We start from the raw sequence: 16,112 nt of genomic DNA on the forward strand, positions 1-16,112 counted from the left end.
CCGCAGGACCCCACGCCATCACCGCCTCAGCACCCCTGTCCCGCATGACCCCCACCACCCGCACCACCATCCTCAAACACCTCCGCACCACAGCCGACCACATCAACCAACAACTCCCCTGACGGAGGGCGGAAACGCGGCACGTTGGCCCACGTCAGCGCAGTTTGTCGGGGGTGCGGACGAAGTCGATCCGATGCAGGAGGCCGCCCGACACGGTGAAGGACACCACGGTGTCGATCCTGCCGTGGTGGTAGACGGCCACGCCGAGCACCCCGTTGACGGCCATCGGGGTCAGGACGTGGCCGGGCTCCATCCGGTTCATGACGCCGAGCATGAACCGGGCGACCTGCTCGGCTCCGCGCACCGGGCGGCGGGCGGCGTTGGCCTTCCCGCCTCCGTCGCTGGTGAGGACGGCGGCGGGGTCGAGCATCGCGACGAGCGCCCGCAGGTCGCCGCCCGCCGCCGCGGCCAGGAACCGTTCCACGACCTGGCGGTGCTGGTCGCGGTCGACGTCGATGCGCGGCGCGCCCTGGCCGACGTGCCTGCGGGCGCGGGCGGCGAGCTGGCGTACCGCCGCCGGGGAGCGGCCGACGGTCGCGGCGACGTCCTCGAAGGTCATGCCGAACAGGTCGTGCAGCACCCAGGCGGTGCGTTCGGCCGGGGTGAGCGACTCCAGCACGACCAGCAGCGCGAAGCTGACGGACTCGTCCAGCGTCACCCGGTCGGCCGGGTCCTCCACGGGACTCAGGACGGGCTCGGGCAGCCACGGGCCCGGGTAGGTCTCGCGGCGCACCCGCGCCGACCTCAGCACGTCCATGGCCTCCCGCGCGACGACCACGAGCGACCAGCCCTCGACGTCCTGGACGCGGCTCTGCCGGTCGGCCCGGACGAGCTTGAACCAGCAGTCCGAGACCACGTCCTCGGCCTCGGACAGCGAGCCGAGGATCGCGTACGCCACCCGGACCAGGCGGGGGCGCGCCGCAGCGTAGTCCGCCGACAGCGCGCCCGCCCGGTCGCCGTTCATCAGGACACCGCCTTCCCCGTGGTCGCGAGGATGACGCGACAGACCTGCTCGGGATTGTCGCTCATCGGGACGTGACCGGCATCGGGCAGGTCGAGACGCCGGGTGTGCGGTGGAAGCTGGTCGGTGTGGCGGGACTGCCGGGGCAGCAGGATGCGGTCCGACTCCCCGAAGGCGAGCGTCACCGGCTCGATCAGCTCCCGCCCCGCCTGGTAGCGGATGGGCTTGCAGGCCCGCATCGTCGGCCGGAAGCCCGAGCTGCCCGCCATGACGGTGAGGTCGCGGATCGCGTGCTCGGGGGTGAGGTTCTCGGGATGGGTGTAGACCTGCCAGAACACCAGCCTGCGTCCCCAGGCCCGGCGGGACAGCGCGGCGAGCGGCCGCCTGTTGTACCGGCACCCGAACCAGGTCGCGAACAGGCTCACGGCGCAGTACACGGGCTGGCGCCGCTTCCACAGACCGGCGGGGGAGAGCAGGGTGAGCGAGGCGACCGGTCTCAGGTTGGCCAGTTCCAGCCCCACCCAGCCGCCGAGGGAGTTCCCGGCCACGTGCGGGTTGTCGATGTCCAAGTCGTCCAGGGCGGTCGCCAGGGCCTCGGCATGACGGCGCGGCGTCCACGGCCGGTCGCCGTCCAGCCCTCGGGAGTCGCCGTGGCCCGGCAGGTCCACCGCGTACACGGTGTGCGAGTCGGCGAGCCGGTCGATCACCGGCCCCCACGCGTGGTGCGAGCCCCCGATGCCGTGTACGAGCACGAGCGGGGGGCCGTCGCCGACCTTGACGTACGCGAGCCCGTGACGGGTCCGCTCGGGCGGGATCGTCTTCCAGTTCCGGCTGCTTCGACTCATGCCGTATGGACGAGATGGACGCTTCCGACTGTGACACGGCGCGCTGTGGGCGGCGTGGCGTTTGCGTTCCTTTATCAAAGGCGTTGTGCATTACTGGGGAAGGTCCGGTTCGATCACACACGGCAGGCGGGTGACCTATGCGTTTCGTGTCCTTCTTCGCCGGGGACGGCGTCCACCTCGGGGTCGAGACGGAGAGCGGGGTGGTGGCCGACCTGACCGCCGCGGGCGGGGACGGCGTCCCCCGGTCGGCTCGCGAGCTGGTCTCCGGTGGCGGGGACGCCCTCGCACGGGTGCGCGCGAGGCTCGCGGCCGGGGCGCCGACGCTGCCTCTGGACGGGCTGGAGCTGGCGCCGTGCGTCCCCGAGCCACCAAAGATCATCTGCGTGGGCCTCAACTACCGGCGGCACGCCGAGGAGTCCGGCATCCCCGTGCCCGAGCACCCCGTCTACTTCCCCAAGTACCGCAACGGCCTGGCGGGCCACGGCGGCAAGGTCGCCATCCCCGCGGCGACCTCGCAGGTCGACTACGAGGTCGAGCTGGTGGCCGTGATGGGCGGCCCCGTCCGCAATGTCACCGCGGCGCGGGCACTCGACCACGTCTTCGGGTACGCGACGGGCAACGACCTGTCGGCGCGCGAGCTCCAGATGCGGTCGAGCCAGTGGACGTACGGGAAGGCCCTGGACGGCTTCGCCCCGCTCGGCCCCTACCTGGTGACCGCGGACGAGGTGCCCGACCCGCAGGACCTGGACCTGCGGACCTGGGTCAACGGGGAGCTGCGGCAGAAGTCCAGCACCCGCGACATGGTGTTCTCGGTCGCCGAGCTCGTCGCCGACCTCTCCCGCGTCATGACGCTGGAGCCGGGCGACCTCATCTACACCGGCACACCGGAAGGCGTCGTCCTCGGCATGGAGGAGAAGGTGTGGCTGAAGGCGGGCGACCAGGTCGTCTGCGAGGTCGGCGGCCTCGGCCGGCTGGAGACCACGCTCGTGGACGAGAACGGCTGACCACCCTCGGGCGCCGCGCTAGCGGCCGTCGCGTGCCAGCCGCTCCTCGATGCTGGTGAGTCGGGCCAGCACCACCTGGATGTCATGCTTGGTCGCGTTCTGGTACTCGGGCTTGAGCCGCACGGACAGATGGCCGCTCGGCTCCAGGACCCCGATGGCCACCTGGTCGACCGACTCGCCGTTCTGCACCCGCACCGCCTGGTCGAGATCCTGCCGCCGCAGGGAGAGCCGGCGGATCTGTTGCCGGAGCGGCCTGCCGTCCGCGATCACCGTGGTCGGCGCGCCCTCCAGCACCCGTGCCGCGGTGGGGCTGCGCGCGATCACGGCGTCCAGCAGGCTGCTGACCGCCACCAGGGTCACCGCGCCGATCAGCCCGCCGGTGAGGCTGTCGTCAGGGCCGATGACCGCGTTCTGGACGACGTTCGACAGCAGGAAGATGACGACGAAGTCGAAGGTGTTGAGCTGTGAGAGCCCCCGCTTGCCGGTGAGCCGGAACAGCAGCACGATCAGCGCGTACACCACGATCGTGCGGAGGATCTTGTCGAGCACGGGAATTTGGAGGAGGTACACGTCGCGCCACATGGCCCGGCCCCGTCAGGTGCGCTCGTACACGCCGGCGGCGGCCATGCCATAGGCGAGATGGGGAAGCACGTCACTGATCCACTCCGTGGCGGTCCACCGGCGGGGGTCCGTCAGGCCGAGCAGGGTCAGCGGCGCGTTGGACCCGACCATCGCCAGGGCGGTGAGGGCGAGCGCGCAGGCCGGCCAGGGGACGTGCCTGCCGCGGGCCAGCAGCCCGTACACCGCGCCCGCGCCCACGCCGGTGCCGTAGCCGAGCAGCGCGCCCAGCCCCGACTTGCGGTTCTCGGCCTGCTCGCCCGTCCCGAGGCCGATACCGCCCGCGCCGGCCAGCCGCTCCACGCTCTGCTCCGGCGTGCTGCTCGCCGGCCGGCCCCGCACGGCCATGTCCAGGTACGACGCGACGTTGAGCGCGGTCGTCCCGACGGCCCCGGCGATGATTCCGTCCACCAAGTTCTTCATGGGGGCGCCCTACCCACCGTCCCGACGGCGTCACCTGCTCTGGAAGCATGAGCGGATGACCTCAGCACCACGTCGACGCCGGTGGGTCTCCGAGGGCACCAGCGGCCGTGTGACGCCGACCGAACTGTTCTTCGACCTGGTGTTCGTCTTCGTGGTGACCCAGGTGACCCACGCCGTGGAGTCGCATCCCGGTTGGGAGGGGTTGTTCAAGGGCCTGCTCCCCATGGTCGTCATGTGGTGGATGTTCAGCGCGTTCGGGTGGCTCACCAACGCGGTACGGCCCGACGCCGTGCCCGTACGGCTGCTCCTGCTGCTCGCGATGACGGCGTTCTTCATCATGGGCCTGGACGTCCCGCACGCGTTCGAGCCCGAGGGCTGGGCGTTCCCCGTGGCCTACCTGGCCGCGGTCGCGATCCACGGCGTGCTGTACCTGACGACCAGCGTCCCGTCCGCACGGCGGGCGATCCTGCGCAACCTGCCGTTCAACGCCATGGCCGGCGTGCTCGTGCTCATCGCGCCGCACCTGCCCGAGGAGTGGGGCTGGGTCTGCTGGGTGGCGGCAGTGCCGGTGCTCTACCTCTCCCCGCTCCTGGGACGCATCCGGGGGTTCGTCATCGAGCCGCACCATTTCGTGGAGCGGCACGCGCTGATCCTCATCGTGGTGCTGGGCGAGTCGGTGGTGGCCATCGGGATCGGTGCCGGGAGCCCGGAGAGCCACGCGGTCGACGCGACCCTCGCGGTCGGGGTCGCGCTCGGCATCGCGGTGGCGGCCGGACTGTGGTGGGCGTACTTCGACGGGGACGAGGTCAGGGCCGAGTCGCAGTTCGAGAAGACCTCCGAGCACCGGCGCCAGATGCTGGCCTACTACGCCTTCACCGGCGCCCACCTGGTGATGACCATCGGCGTCATCCTCGTCGCGGCCGGTATCACCGACGCCGTCCACCACTTCCACGAGCACGTGAACCGGTGGTGGCTGGGCTGCGGCACCGCCGTCTACCTGCTCGGGCACGCCGGCTACCGCGCCCTGCTCAAAAGCGGACGCACCATCGACCGCCTCGTCGGAGCGGCGGCCGCGGTGCTCCTGGGCGCGGTGGCGTCCTGGACCGGCTGGGCCGCCCTGTGCGCCGTCGCCGCCGTCCTCGTCGTGATCGCCGTCATCGACCACCGCCAACTCGCGCGAGCGCCCGCGGACGCCGGGGCCGTGGCCTAGTCGTAGGAGGCGATGGTGCGGGCGTGGGCGTCGAGGACGTGCGTGAGCAGCGCCGGCGGACGTGTGCCGTCGCCGCCGTCCGGCAGCACCTCGGGGGTGAGCGTCCAGTCGATGCCCACCCACGAGTCGCCGACGGTGCCCTCGCTGGACGGCAGGTTGTTGCACGACTGCCGGATTCGGAGGGCGCGCACGGACTCGGCGGCCGGTGTGTCGGTCTCCACCAGCATCACCGGGACGCCGACCAGCGGTCCGTCCTCCACCAGGCGCAGCAGGTGGTGCGCGTCGTCGCCGTCCAGGGCGGCCCCCGCGTCCATGATCACCACAAGCCGCACCGGTGGGCCGCCGCCCGGACCGGACGGCGCGTCGCCCTCGGGGCCGCCGATGCGGCGCAGGTCCACCAGGTCGAGCAGCCGCCGGAGCCGCTCGGCCGCCGCCGGCCCGGTCGCCACCCCGCCGCCCAGCAGCATGCCGCCGATGACCGGGTCCAGGGTGTTCAGCCAGCCCGCGCCCGACAGCCGGGCCGCGTCGATCACCTCGAGCCCGGCCAGTCCCGGCGGTACGGCGGCCAGGAACCGAGTCACCAGCGACCACGCGTAGGCGGCGGCGTCCCCCGGCACCGTGCCGCGCGAGATCCACACGCCGCGCCGCCACGGCACCGGCAGGACGAGCGGCACCCGCAGATCGGGCAGCTCCGCGGTGGACAGCCGTCCCAGCAGGATGCCCTCGGCCAGGTCGGCGCGGGGCCGCCAGGTCAGCCAGGACGGCGCGTCGAACGGCGCCGCCTCGGCGCCGACGTGCGGCTCCACCCGGGCCAGCTCGTCGCGGAGCTGCGCGGCGTCGGCCCGGAGCCGCTGGTTCGCCGCCGCCATCAGCTCGTCGAAGCGCCCGCGCGGCGCCCGCCCCGCGACCTCCTCGTTGCGGATGTTGAGCGCGTGCTCGGTGGACGAGCGGAACGCGGCCATCGACCGGCTCGCGTCCTCCCAGACCAGCCAGCACCGTTCGAGGTACCCGACCTCCGAGGAGGACGGCGCCTGCTGGGGCGGGGGAGTCGCGTGCGGTGGTCCCGGCTGCGGCGGGACCCGCGGGCCCGGCGGCGCCCCGACGGCGGGGCCGGGCGGCGGCGCGCCCATGCCGGCCTCGGCGTCGCCCGGGTCGTCCACCTCGACGCCGTGCGTCTCGACCAGCTCGGCCAGCCCGCCCGCGTAACCCTGCCCGACCGCGCGCACCTTCCACCGGTCGGCCCTGCGGTAGACCTCCAGCCCGATGATCGCCTTCTCCGGGCCCAGGCCCGCGACGGTGAACAGCGCCATCGGGTCGCCGTTCGCGGTGGTGAGCTGCACCTGCGGCGGCGGCACCGCCCCGAACGAGACGCCGCCCCCGGCCAGGCTGACCGCGATCAGCACCGCCTGCACGTCCGCCGGGACGGCGTCCAGGTCGAGGTCGACGCGCTGGCGGGCACCGCCGTCGCTCCAGCGCACGCCCGGCGCCTCGGGGGCGTTGTAGAACACCAGGTCGGCGTCGGAACGCACCCGCAGGTCACCGCCCACCAGCAGGGCGCTGACGTCCACGGGAACGGCACAGGACACGGTGGCGGTCACCCGCCGTGCGGGCAGCGGGGTGTTGGCGCCCCGCGCGAGTTCGAGCATCGCCGTTCAGGCCAGGCCGGCGATGGTCGGCAGCATGTCCTCGAAGGTGCGGCCGTGGCACGGCTCGCCGATCGCGTTCATCTTCCATTCCTGGCCGTGCCGGTACAGCCGGGCCATCACCATCGCGGTGTGCGCGCCGCCGCCGGTCAGCGTGTACCGGGCCAGCTCACCGCCGTCCACCTCGTTGACCAGCCGGCAGAACGCGTTCTCCACCTCGTCGAAGGTCTGCCCGTTGAACGAGCTGACGGTGAACACCAGCGAGCTGACGTGCACCGGCAGCCGCGCCAGGTCCACGATCACCGACTCGTCGTCGCCGTCCCCCGCACCGGTCAGGTTGTCCCCGGTGTGCCGGACCGAGCCGTCGTCGCTGACCAGCTTGCCGAAGAAGACCACGTCGGCGATGCGGCCGTCGGCGAAGAGCACGCAGGAGGCGTCCAGGTCGATCTCCCGCTGCCGGGAGCCGAAGAAGCCCTTCTTGCGCACCGCGTCCCAGCCCAGGCCCATCCGGACCATGCGCAACGCCCCGCCCGCCTTGTCCAGCGAGATCCGCTGGCCCTTCACCATCGAGACCGTCACAACCCGTCGCCTCCTCGTGTCCCAGGTGCCGCGCCGCTCCCCGAGAGCGCGCCGGCCGCGTCATCCCGATCACCACAAAGGCGAACAGGGTGCGACGAAAGCCTTGCAGCCCGGCCACCCGGTTGTCATCCCGTTCACTGCGGATGACCAGCGATGGCACCGGCGGGAGGGCGCCGGATCAGCAGGGTGCCCGCGAGGACGACGGCGCCGGACCCCACCAGGACGACCTGCGACGGTTCCAGGCCGAACAGGACGACGTGTGAACGGTTCAGCAGGTCGGCCACGAGCCCGGAGACCAGCGCGGCGAGGGCCAGGCCGAACCGCAGGACGGCGTGGAAGGCGGTCAGCGCCAGGTTGCGCCGGGCGCCCTCCAGGCTTTCCTGGAGGTAGGTGATCCCGCCGATCAGCGCCGCGGCGGCCGACGCGCCGAACAGCACCGCTCCCGGGTAGGCCCAGGCCGCCGAGCCGAGCCCGCCCATCGCGGCGATCACCACGCCCTGGGTGGCCGTCCCCAACCGGACCTGGGCGAGGAGGTTCCGCCCCTTGCGCCTGCGCAGCGCGATCAGGCCGACCAGCGCGCCGATGCCGAACAGCATCACCAGCAGACCGAACCCGATCGGTCCCGCGTCCAGGACGTTGCGGACGAACTCCACGCCGATCGAGAACAGCGCGCCCAGTCCGAGCGCGACAAGGGCCATCCCCGGGAGGACGGCGCGGACCACGGGCAGCCGGAGCGCCGCGGCGAAGCCGCCGGACGGCTCCTTCTCCGCGGCCGGCCGTCGCTCTCCGGGCCCCCTCCGCTCTCCGGGACCCGGGCCGAGGTCCGGGATCGACCTCACCACGAAGTAGGAGACCAGATACGTGAGGGCGTTGATCCAGAACACGATCACGTAGCGCCAGTGGCCGCCCCAGCCCACGCTGTCGGAGAACCACAGGACGAGCCCCAGCGCCCCCGCCGCCACGGGGATCATGCCGTAGGACGTCGCCATGGTGATCCCGTTGGCGACCTCCAGCGTGCCGGTCTCGTGCTCCTTCTCGCCGTCCTCGATGAGGAACGGGATGGCGGCGTCCCGGGCGGGCAGGAAGCACAGGCTCACCACCTCGATGGCGAACGCCCAGAAGTACACCCAGCCCAGCCATGGCAGGAGGGGCAGCAGCACCGCCATCCCGACGCGGATCAGGTCGGAGGTCAGCATCACGTCCCGGCGCCGCCACCGCGTCACCACCCGCGCGGCGAGCGGCGCGCCCAGCGCCGAGGGCAGCAGCCGCAGCACCAGCACCCCGCCCACCGCGGTCGTGGAGCCGCTCAGCTCCAGCACGAGGTACATCAGGGCGAGGGTGCCCATCCAGTCGCCCAGCACGGAGATCGTCTGGCCGATCATGAGCCGGCGGAAGTCCCGGCGGTTCAGCTGCTCCTTGAGGCCCATCCGGACGTCTTCCCCACCGGGTCGCCGCTCAGGAGGGCGTCCAGCCGATCGGCCGCCCGCCGCCAGCTCCAGTGCTCGCGAACCCACGCGCTGCCGGACCTGCCCATCGCCCGCGCCCGGTCCGGATGGGACAGCAGGTCGTTCAGCGCGTCCACCAGGGCGCCGGGGCGCTCCACGTCCAGCAGGACGCCGGTCTCCCCCGGCACGACCGACTCAGGGCTGCCCCCGGAACGTCCCACCACGACCGGAAGCCCGCACGCCGACGCCTCCAGCGTGGACAGCCCGAGCCCCTCGGTCTGGAGCCCGCGGCGGTCGTCCCGGCACGGCAGGACGAAGACGTCGGCGGCGGCGTAGTAGGCGGGCAGGTCTTCGGACGGCACCTCCCCGGTGAGGGTGACCTCGCCGGGGGACAGCTCGTCCGCCAGGGCGTTGAGGCGGGGCCGCATGGGGCCGTCGCCGACGATGACCAGCCGCGCGTCGGGGAAGCGCCGGACGACCTCGGGCCAGGCCCGTATCAGGACGTCGTGCCCCTTCCTGTGGACGAGGCGCGCGATGCTGAGCACCACGGGGCCGTCGCCCAGCCCATGCCGTGCGCGGATCGTGCCGCCGTCCAGGCCGGGACGGAACCGGTCGGTGTCCACGCCGCCCGCGAGCTGCACCAGACGCGTCCGATCGCCGACCACCCGTTCGAGGACCTGCCGCGTGGACGCGCTGAGATAGGTGAGGACGTCGAACTGGCGGGCGGCCACGCCGAGCGCCGCCCGGGTGGGCGCCACCCGGCACCAGCCCAGCTCCTGCCCGTGGGTCGAGCAGATCAGGCGCTCCACGCCCGCCGCCCGTATCAGCGGCGCGTACAGGCCGAACGGCGCGGCGGCGGTGATCCAGCCGACCTTGGCGCGATGCCGCGCGATCAGCCGCCGCAGCCCCTTGAACAGCAGGTAACCGTGCCGCCTCACCACCGGGAAGTCCAGCCCGGCGTCGAACTCCGCCGCCCCGGGCCACGCGGGCGCCACCACCAGCAGCCGGTCGGCGGGCAACCGGCGCACCAGTTCCCAGGTGAACGTCTGGACACCGCCCACCTCGGGTGGAAAGTGGCCGGTGAGCACCAGCGCACGGTAATCCCCCATAGCACCGGGCTTCCCCCCGAGTGCCCCGCCATGCGCCGACGCGTGCATCCGACGTACGCGCCCACACGGAGGCCCGGCGCCGGGCGGACCCGGAAGCCCAAAGGGAGGTCATCCGGCGGTAAGGAACCGTCGCGAGATTGGGTCTGGCCATCACGACGCGGACATGTGACGTTACAACCCGTGTTCGTCCACTCCGGGCCTCATCGACCAGATCCGCCGGTACTTCTGAGGTCAGGAGGCGGCCAGGACCGCGGCGCCCCCGGTGACGAGGGCGACGACCTTGACCACCTCCAGCGCGACGTAGGCGTGGTGGGCGTGTGAGCGCGGCGCCTCCTCACCGGCCAGGATCCGGTCCGACCGGCGGGTCAGGCGCGGGCGTACCAGCGCGAACTGCGCCACCAGCGTCACGATGGCGACGGCCAGGGCGGCCACACCGGTCGTGGACGGGTCGCCGAGCAGGAGCCCGGCCACGACCACCACCGCCAGCACGGTCTCGGCGGCGTTGAGCGCCCGGAACACCAGCCGCCCGATGCCCAGTCCCAGGGGGATCGTCACTCCGGGGGCGCGGAACTTCAGCGGCGCCTCCATGAAGGAGATGGCCACAACCATCCCGAGCCAGGTGAACGTCGCGGCGGCGGCCAGCGAGATCATCGGCGCCCTCCTTCACTGCTTGGGTCGTCGGCCTTGCCTGGAGTGTCGGGGGCCGTGCCGAGGTGGACCAGGCACAGATCCGGCTCGGCGTACGGCGTGAGCCGTTCGACGGTGATCGGTGTGTTCAGGGCGGCCATCGTCCCCTGCATCAGGCCAAGGTGGAGGGAACAGATCACCTGCGGCCTGTCCGAGGCCAGTTCGAGGAACGGGCAGTGGCGCAGGCCGATCTGGCCGGGACGGCGCTCCGGCTCGTGCTCGGGGGCGAAGCCCAGGTCGTCCAGCATCGTCATGAGATGGCCGATCGCCTCGCCCTGGTCGGTAAACCCGTCTTCGGTACACGTCCCGGTGCGCGCCGGGCCGGACGGCGCGGACAGCGTGGACGGCGCGGCCGTGCGCCGTGCCCAAGCGCGCCCGACCTCGGTGGCCTTCTCCACCGGGTCGGGCTCGGAGGCGAAGGCGTCCGCCAGGATCCCGGCGAGCAGCCGGTAATTGCGCGGCCCCGCCCGATCCATGCCGGCGGGGGCGCGGACCATCAGCGGCGGTCGCCCCGGCCCGGCCGATTCCGGCCGGGCCTCTTCCACCTGGCCGTTCTCCAGCAGGGCGTTGAGGTGGAAGCGGACGGTGTTCGGATGGACGCCGAGGCGCCCGGCGATGTCGAGGATGCTGAGCGGGGACGCCGACGCGCGGACGGTCGCGAGGACCTCCTGGCGCCGCCCGTGCGGTCGCCGCTCGGACGTTCCCGCGCCGCGTGCCTTCATGACGCTGGCCTCGGCTGCTCCGCCACCAGAGGGGCGTCCACGCCGACAGGGCCGAGCCGGGACGCCCCGCCGGGTGAGCCGAGCGGCGCGTCCCGGCCGGGCAGCGTCAGCGTGAAGAACCTGGCGTTGTCCTCCAGGTAGGGCCTCCACTTCTGGGGGAGGTCGTCCTCGTAGTAGATGGCCTCGACGGGACACACCGGTTCGCAGGCGCCGCAGTCGACGCACTCGTCCGGATGGATGTACAGGCTGCGCGCCCCCTCGTAGATGCAGTCGACCGGGCACTCGTCCACGCACGCCCGGTCCATCACGTCCACGCACGGCTCGGCGATCACGTACGTCACGAGGCCGAGTTTACACAAGCTCCTGTTGTATAAATTCGCGACCCCCGGTCGGGTCGCACCCCCCGACCGGGCGGTAACATACACTCGTGTATGTATGTGGGAAGGGAGTGCGGGATGCGGGTACTCACCTGGAACGTGTGGTGGCGTTTCGGGCCCTGGCAGGCTCGCCGGCAGGCGATCGCCGACACCCTTGAACGGCTCGACTGCGACCTCATCGGTCTGCAGGAGGTCTGGGACGACGGCCAGGAGAATCTGGCCGGATGGCTCGCCGACCGGCTCGGGATGCACTGGACGTGGGCGGCCTCCGATCGTCCCGGACGCTGGCACAAGCGGTTGGGCGAGGACGGGATCGATGTCGGCGACGCCGTCCTGACCCGGTGGCCGATCGGCGACCGCGCCACCTTGCGGCTTCCCACCGCGGGCGGCCGGGACGACGGCCACCAGGCGCTTCACGTCCGCGTGGACGCCCCCGGCCATCCCATCGCGTTCTTCACGACCCACCTCAACTCCGCACTCCACGAATCGGCGGTCCGCTGCGCCCAGGTCACCGCCCTGGCCCGGTTCGTCGCCGAGCACGGGAAGCACACCCCTTTCCCCGTCGTCCTCACCGGTGACTACAACGCCCTGCCCGATTCCGACGAGATCCGGTTGCTGGGCGGCTACAAGACCGCCCCCGTCGTGCCCGGCCAGGCCCTGATGGACGCCTGGGAGTACGCCGATCCTTCCGCGCCGGGCGATACTTGGGACAGGGCCAATCCCTACGCCGCCCGCGTCCACGAGCCGTCGGGACGTATCGACTACATCCACGTCGGCGCCGCCGGTCCTGGCGGAATTGGCCGTGTCCTGTCCGTACGCCGGGTGGGCGACGGCCCGGTCAACGGCGTCTGGCCCTCCGACCACGCCGCCGTACTCGCCGAACTCGCCACCCGACCCGATGACGGAGGAACGTGACCATGCCGCCCTCACCGTCCCAGCAGGCGGGCTCCCTTCGGAAGCGCGGGCTCGCGTTCGGCCTGAGCGCCGTGCTGTCCCTGCTCCTGTCACCCATCACGGCGATCTTCGCCGCGCTGATCGGCGCCCTGGGGTTCGGTGCCGCAGTGATCGCCGGGCGGGGTATCACCTTGCCCGCCGCGGTGTTCGGGGGCATCGCCGCCGGCGCCCTCCCGTACATCGTGGCCGGGCTGATCATCTGACGCGGGATAACGTACGTACATGAACGTAGGTGAGTCGGCCCGGGTGGCGGGCCGCCGGCCGACACAGGCGGAGCGCAGCGCCCGTACGCGATCCGCCCTGCTCGAGTCCGCCGCCAGAGGGCTGTCCCGCTACGGCTACGGCCACCTCGTGCTCGAAGAGGTCGCCCGCGATGCCGGATACACGCGCGGCGCCCTGTACCACCAGTTCAAGGACAAGCAGGACCTGGCGCTCGCCGTGATCGACTGGGTGCACGAGAACTGGCTGCGCGAGGTCGGCGAACCGGCCCGGCGGGAACCCACGCCGGTCGCCGAGCTCCTCGCGATGGCGCGCGGGCACGCCGTCTTCTGCCGGCGGGACATCGCCCGGGTGATCATGGCGCTCAGGGTCGAGTTCAGCGGCCAGGACCATCCGGTCGGCCAGAAGATCGAACGGGCCGTCGAGACGGCCGTCAAGCGCATCACCCGCCTGGTGAACGCGGGACGCAAGGACGGGACGATCCCGTCCGGCCCGCCCGCCCGGGCGGTCGCGCTGGCGTACATGGGGGCGCTGGAGGGCACCGCCATCGCGGTCGCCGGGCACGCGCCCCATGACGAGGAACTGAGCGCCCGCGCGGTGGCGGGCGTCCTCGGCCTGGACGGCGCGAAGGCGGGGCTCTAGCCGCGCATGCTGCTCACGTCGCGCTCCTATGCCGAATACCGTGCGATGTTCGATCTCACCGACGCGGATCTGACGGGTGTCACGCTCGACTGCGCGGCCGGTGGGTCGAGCTTCGCCGCCAAGTCCGCCGGCGACGGCGCCCGCGCGATCGCCATGGACCCGCTCTACGCGCAGGGGGCCAGGGCGGTGGCCGGTCGGCTGCCCGCCGATCTGGCCCGGTGCGAGGAGATGTTCCGGGCCGAGAGGAGGCGTTTCGTATGGGACTGGTACGGCTCGCCTGACCGGCACAAGGAGATGCGCCGGGCGGCCGCTTCCGAGTTCCTCGCCGACCTGCGGCGGCACCCGGGCCGCTACGTCGCCGCCGGCCTCCCCCGCCTGCCGCTGGCGGACGCGAGCGCCGACCTCGTCCTGTGCTCGCACCTGTTGTTCACCTGGGCCCGCGACCACGATCGGGACTGGCACCGCAGGGCGATCCTGGAGATGTGCCGGGTCAGCCGGCGCGAGGTGAGGATCTTCCCGCTCGTCCACATGGGCCATGGCGAACCGGTCGGGTTCCTCGACGCGCTCCGCGCCGACATCGAAGCGGCGACCGGCGCGCACAGCGAGTGCCCGACCGTACCGTACGAGCTCCAACGCGGCGCGAACCGCATGCTCAGGATCTACACGGCCCCCGAAACGCCGTAGCCGAGCCGGCCGAGCGGATCACTACCAGTAGGGTTGCGGTTACTGAGCGGGCGCGTCGGTGGTCCGGGGGGACGCGGTGATCGGTGATGTCGTCCACTACATCCTCATGCTGCACGGCGTCGCGGCGCTCGCCGTCATCTTCGCCTTCCCGTTGCTGGAGTCGGCGGTGTTCGCCGGGTTCGTCTTCCCGGGGGAGATCGCGGTCCTGCTCGGCGGTGTGCTGGCGTCCCAGCATCGGGTCTCTCTCGCGGCCGCGATGGCCGCCGCCTCGGCCGGGGCCATCGTCGGCGACACCATCGGGTACGAGGTCGGGAGGCGGTGGGGGCGGCGCCTGATCCACATGACGGCGGGACGCCTCGTCAGACGGCGGCATCTGGACCGCGGCGAACGGTACCTCGCCGAGCGCGGCGGAAAGGCGGTCTTCGCCGCGCGGTTCACGGCCGCGCTCCGGGTGCTGGTTCCCGGCCTGGCGGGGACGGCCCGCATGCCGTACCGGACGTTCGCCCTCTACAACTTCACCGGCGGGATCGCCTGGGCGGTCACGACCACATCGATCGGGTACCTCGCGGGGGCGAGCCTGGAGCGTGCCGAGCACCTGGCCACTCGTACCGGTCTGGCCGTCCTCGGCCTGGTGCTGGTGTTCGTCGCCACGGGCGCGCTGGTCAGGCGGCTGCGGCGGTCGGACCGCCGGCCGTTCGCGATCGCGGGCCGGTGGCGCGACAGCCGCCTGCGCCGTCGCCTCCCCCGTCAGGCGGCCTGGGTCGAGCGGCGGCTCGACCCGGCCGAGCCGACCGGGCTTCCCCTCACCACCGCTGTGGCGGTCGCGGCGCTCGGCGCCTGGACGTTCGCCGCGCTGGCCCAGGACGTCCGGGAGGACGAGGAGATCGCTCGGCCGGACCCGCGGATCATGCAGTTCGCCCAGGACCATCGCGTCGGCGGAGTCACCGTGGCCATGGACGTCATCCAGTGGTTCGGCTCCTGGGGCGTTCTCACGTTCGTCCTGGTCGTGGCGTCCGTGGCGCTGCTTCGCCGCCGTGACCGGCTCGGTACGGCCGAGCTGTGGGTGGCGTTCGCGGGCGCCGGGCTCCTCAACGAGAGTGTCCGCGTCCTTGTCGGGAGGCCGCCGCCTCCGGTGGCGGACATGCTCGCGCAGCGTCCCGCCTACCCCTCCGGCCACGCCGCCATGAGCATCGCCGCCTGGGGCGTCCTGGCCCTGGTGCTGGCGCGCGGTCGCCCGCCCCGCGTCCGCGCCGCTCTTCTCGGTGGCGCCGCGGCCGTGATCCTGCTGGTGGGAATCTCACAGGTCTATCTCGGCGCGCATTGGCCCACCGACGTGCTCGGCGGCTACATCCTCGGCGGAACCTGGCTCGCGCTTGCCTCCGCCTTCGACCTCGTCCATCGCCGACGAGGCCGCGACAGACCTCAGGCGCCCCCGGCTGCCCGCCGCTGAGCGCCGCTCACCAGCGGCCGGGCCGGACGGTGGCCTCGTCGGGGCTGTCCACCGGCCAGGGCGGGACGGTCGCCGCCACCACACCCAGGCCCTGCTCGCCCGCGCGGAACTGGAACGTCGTGCCCAGCGGGATGGTCAGGCACACGCCCGGCTCCAGCGTCGTGATCTCCTCTCGGCCGTCCTGGCTGCGCCACATCTCGCCCGCGCCGTCGGTGACGAACCAGATCTCCTCGACGGTGGCATGCGACACCGCCTTCGCCGTCTGCCCCGGTCGAAGCTCGAACCGGGCGAAGCTGGCCGCTCCCGGGAGCACGCACAGCGGCCGGACGGTGGAACCGTCGGGCGCGGTGACCTTGGGGGCCTGGTCGACTCGCGCCGTCGCGAAGGGTTCGGTCATGGGGCCGCAGCATAGGGCGACGAAGGGGTGCGCGGGCGGCCGACCGGCACCCGCTCCACTCCCCATATAAGGGGTGATGCGGT

19 protein-coding genes are annotated in these 16,112 nt (G+C 72.6%); 7 read left to right on the forward strand and 12 right to left on the reverse strand.

Going from position 1 to position 16,112, the window contains the following annotated elements:
• Nucleotides 1-154 precede the first annotated feature (154 nt).
• Together sigJ and QSK21_RS32155 are read right to left on the reverse strand one after the other, a co-directional pair.
• On the reverse strand, nucleotides 155-1,024 hold the full coding sequence (sigJ, locus tag QSK21_RS32150; RefSeq protein WP_285701312.1) for an RNA polymerase sigma factor SigJ: 870 nt from the start codon (nucleotides 1,022-1,024) through the stop codon (nucleotides 155-157).
• On the reverse strand, nucleotides 1,024-1,866 hold the full coding sequence (locus tag QSK21_RS32155; RefSeq protein ID WP_285701314.1) for an alpha/beta fold hydrolase: 843 nt from the start codon (nucleotides 1,864-1,866) through the stop codon (nucleotides 1,024-1,026). Before QSK21_RS32155 ends, sigJ begins: the two co-directional genes overlap by 1 nt.
• 137 nt (nucleotides 1,867-2,003) lie before the next feature.
• Between QSK21_RS32155 and QSK21_RS32160 the strand changes: the two genes are divergently transcribed.
• Nucleotides 2,004-2,870: a fumarylacetoacetate hydrolase family protein gene (locus QSK21_RS32160; RefSeq protein WP_285701315.1), complete on the forward strand. Its 867-nt coding sequence runs from the start codon at nucleotides 2,004-2,006 to the stop codon at nucleotides 2,868-2,870.
• Between the two features lie 18 nt (nucleotides 2,871-2,888).
• On the opposite strand, the gene QSK21_RS32165 is transcribed toward QSK21_RS32160, so the two are convergent.
• Together QSK21_RS32165 and QSK21_RS32170 are read right to left on the reverse strand one after the other, a co-directional pair.
• A complete protein-coding gene (locus QSK21_RS32165; RefSeq protein WP_285701317.1) occupies nucleotides 2,889-3,452 on the reverse strand; it encodes a DUF421 domain-containing protein in 564 nt (187 codons plus the stop codon).
• Nucleotides 3,453-3,464: 12 nt separating this feature from the next.
• Nucleotides 3,465-3,911 carry a hypothetical protein gene (locus QSK21_RS32170; RefSeq protein WP_285701319.1) on the reverse strand — a complete coding sequence of 149 codons (447 nt, stop codon included), beginning with the start codon at nucleotides 3,909-3,911 and terminating at the stop codon, nucleotides 3,465-3,467.
• A 55-nt stretch (nucleotides 3,912-3,966) separates the two neighbouring features.
• Here QSK21_RS32170 and QSK21_RS32175 point away from each other — a divergent pair, with 55 nt between their 5' ends.
• On the forward strand, nucleotides 3,967-5,121 hold the full coding sequence (locus QSK21_RS32175) for a low temperature requirement protein A (RefSeq protein ID WP_285701321.1): 1,155 nt from the start codon (nucleotides 3,967-3,969) through the stop codon (nucleotides 5,119-5,121).
• On the opposite strand, the gene QSK21_RS32180 is transcribed toward QSK21_RS32175, so the two are convergent.
• From QSK21_RS32180 to fdxA, 7 genes are all read right to left on the reverse strand, one after another.
• Nucleotides 5,118-6,767, reverse strand: a complete 1,650-nt coding sequence (locus tag QSK21_RS32180) for a TerD family protein (RefSeq protein WP_285701322.1) — start codon at nucleotides 6,765-6,767, stop codon at nucleotides 5,118-5,120. The two genes, QSK21_RS32175 and QSK21_RS32180, sit on opposite strands and share 4 nt — an antisense overlap.
• A gap of 6 nt (nucleotides 6,768-6,773) precedes the next feature.
• Entirely contained in the window at nucleotides 6,774-7,343 is a 570-nt protein-coding gene (locus tag QSK21_RS32185) for a TerD family protein (RefSeq protein WP_285701323.1), read from the reverse strand.
• A 134-nt stretch (nucleotides 7,344-7,477) separates the two neighbouring features.
• Nucleotides 7,478-8,770: an MFS transporter gene (locus QSK21_RS32190; protein WP_285701324.1), complete on the reverse strand. Its 1,293-nt coding sequence runs from the start codon at nucleotides 8,768-8,770 to the stop codon at nucleotides 7,478-7,480.
• Nucleotides 8,749-9,897, reverse strand: coding sequence for a glycosyltransferase family 4 protein (locus QSK21_RS32195; protein WP_285701326.1), 1,149 nt, complete (start codon nucleotides 9,895-9,897; stop codon nucleotides 8,749-8,751). Before QSK21_RS32195 ends, QSK21_RS32190 begins: the two co-directional genes overlap by 22 nt.
• A 231-nt stretch (nucleotides 9,898-10,128) precedes the next feature.
• Complete coding sequence (locus QSK21_RS32200; protein WP_285701327.1) at nucleotides 10,129-10,548, reverse strand: hypothetical protein; 420 nt, start codon at nucleotides 10,546-10,548, stop codon at nucleotides 10,129-10,131.
• Nucleotides 10,545-11,306: a helix-turn-helix transcriptional regulator gene (locus tag QSK21_RS32205; protein ID WP_285701328.1), complete on the reverse strand. Its 762-nt coding sequence runs from the start codon at nucleotides 11,304-11,306 to the stop codon at nucleotides 10,545-10,547. Before QSK21_RS32205 ends, QSK21_RS32200 begins: the two co-directional genes overlap by 4 nt.
• Nucleotides 11,303-11,647: a ferredoxin gene (gene fdxA, locus QSK21_RS32210; protein WP_285701330.1), complete on the reverse strand. Its 345-nt coding sequence runs from the start codon at nucleotides 11,645-11,647 to the stop codon at nucleotides 11,303-11,305. The genes QSK21_RS32205 and fdxA overlap by 4 nt, the downstream gene beginning before the upstream one ends.
• A 114-nt stretch (nucleotides 11,648-11,761) precedes the next feature.
• Here fdxA and QSK21_RS32215 point away from each other — a divergent pair, with 114 nt between their 5' ends.
• The 5 genes from QSK21_RS32215 (at nucleotide 11,762) to QSK21_RS32235 (ending at nucleotide 15,632) form a co-directional block, all read left to right on the forward strand.
• Nucleotides 11,762-12,598: an endonuclease/exonuclease/phosphatase family protein gene (locus QSK21_RS32215; protein WP_285701331.1), complete on the forward strand. Its 837-nt coding sequence runs from the start codon at nucleotides 11,762-11,764 to the stop codon at nucleotides 12,596-12,598.
• A 2-nt stretch (nucleotides 12,599-12,600) separates the two neighbouring features.
• Nucleotides 12,601-12,840 carry a hypothetical protein gene (locus QSK21_RS32220; protein ID WP_285701332.1) on the forward strand — a complete coding sequence of 80 codons (240 nt, stop codon included), beginning with the start codon at nucleotides 12,601-12,603 and terminating at the stop codon, nucleotides 12,838-12,840.
• A 19-nt stretch (nucleotides 12,841-12,859) separates the two neighbouring features.
• Complete coding sequence (locus tag QSK21_RS32225) at nucleotides 12,860-13,498, forward strand: TetR/AcrR family transcriptional regulator (RefSeq protein ID WP_285701333.1); 639 nt, start codon at nucleotides 12,860-12,862, stop codon at nucleotides 13,496-13,498.
• A gap of 45 nt (nucleotides 13,499-13,543) precedes the next feature.
• Entirely contained in the window at nucleotides 13,544-14,182 is a 639-nt protein-coding gene (locus QSK21_RS32230; protein ID WP_285701334.1) for a methyltransferase domain-containing protein, read from the forward strand.
• A gap of 76 nt (nucleotides 14,183-14,258) precedes the next feature.
• Nucleotides 14,259-15,632, forward strand: a complete 1,374-nt coding sequence (locus QSK21_RS32235; RefSeq protein WP_285701336.1) for a bifunctional DedA family/phosphatase PAP2 family protein — start codon at nucleotides 14,259-14,261, stop codon at nucleotides 15,630-15,632.
• Between the two features lie 7 nt (nucleotides 15,633-15,639).
• Here QSK21_RS32235 and QSK21_RS32240 read toward each other — a convergent pair whose 3' ends face one another.
• Nucleotides 15,640-16,029, reverse strand: a complete 390-nt coding sequence (locus tag QSK21_RS32240) for a cupin domain-containing protein (protein WP_285701338.1) — start codon at nucleotides 16,027-16,029, stop codon at nucleotides 15,640-15,642.
• Between the last annotated feature and the right edge of the window lie 83 nt (nucleotides 16,030-16,112).

The sequence above is a fragment of the Actinomadura sp. NBRC 104412 genome (genome assembly GCF_030269515.1).
In the GTDB taxonomy this organism is placed as follows: Bacteria; Actinomycetota; Actinomycetes; order Streptosporangiales; family Streptosporangiaceae; genus Spirillospora.

Coding starts and splice junctions, on each gene's coding strand:
- sigJ (WP_285701312.1), bottom strand. CDS start 1,024: ATGAACGGCGACCGGGCGGGCGCGCTGTCGGCGGACTACGCTGCGGCG.
- QSK21_RS32155 (WP_285701314.1), bottom strand. CDS start 1,866: ATGAGTCGAAGCAGCCGGAACTGGAAGACGATCCCGCCCGAGCGGACC.
- QSK21_RS32160 (WP_285701315.1), top strand. CDS start 2,004: ATGCGTTTCGTGTCCTTCTTCGCCGGGGACGGCGTCCACCTCGGGGTC.
- QSK21_RS32165 (WP_285701317.1), bottom strand. CDS start 3,452: ATGTGGCGCGACGTGTACCTCCTCCAAATTCCCGTGCTCGACAAGATC.
- QSK21_RS32170 (WP_285701319.1), bottom strand. CDS start 3,911: ATGAAGAACTTGGTGGACGGAATCATCGCCGGGGCCGTCGGGACGACC.
- QSK21_RS32175 (WP_285701321.1), top strand. CDS start 3,967: ATGACCTCAGCACCACGTCGACGCCGGTGGGTCTCCGAGGGCACCAGC.
- QSK21_RS32180 (WP_285701322.1), bottom strand. CDS start 6,767: ATGCTCGAACTCGCGCGGGGCGCCAACACCCCGCTGCCCGCACGGCGG.
- QSK21_RS32190 (WP_285701324.1), bottom strand. CDS start 8,770: ATGGGCCTCAAGGAGCAGCTGAACCGCCGGGACTTCCGCCGGCTCATG.
- QSK21_RS32195 (WP_285701326.1), bottom strand. CDS start 9,897: ATGGGGGATTACCGTGCGCTGGTGCTCACCGGCCACTTTCCACCCGAG.
- QSK21_RS32200 (WP_285701327.1), bottom strand. CDS start 10,548: ATGATCTCGCTGGCCGCCGCCGCGACGTTCACCTGGCTCGGGATGGTT.
- QSK21_RS32205 (WP_285701328.1), bottom strand. CDS start 11,306: ATGAAGGCACGCGGCGCGGGAACGTCCGAGCGGCGACCGCACGGGCGG.
- QSK21_RS32215 (WP_285701331.1), top strand. CDS start 11,762: ATGCGGGTACTCACCTGGAACGTGTGGTGGCGTTTCGGGCCCTGGCAG.
- QSK21_RS32220 (WP_285701332.1), top strand. CDS start 12,601: ATGCCGCCCTCACCGTCCCAGCAGGCGGGCTCCCTTCGGAAGCGCGGG.
- QSK21_RS32225 (WP_285701333.1), top strand. CDS start 12,860: ATGAACGTAGGTGAGTCGGCCCGGGTGGCGGGCCGCCGGCCGACACAG.
- QSK21_RS32230 (WP_285701334.1), top strand. CDS start 13,544: ATGTTCGATCTCACCGACGCGGATCTGACGGGTGTCACGCTCGACTGC.
- QSK21_RS32240 (WP_285701338.1), bottom strand. CDS start 16,029: ATGACCGAACCCTTCGCGACGGCGCGAGTCGACCAGGCCCCCAAGGTC.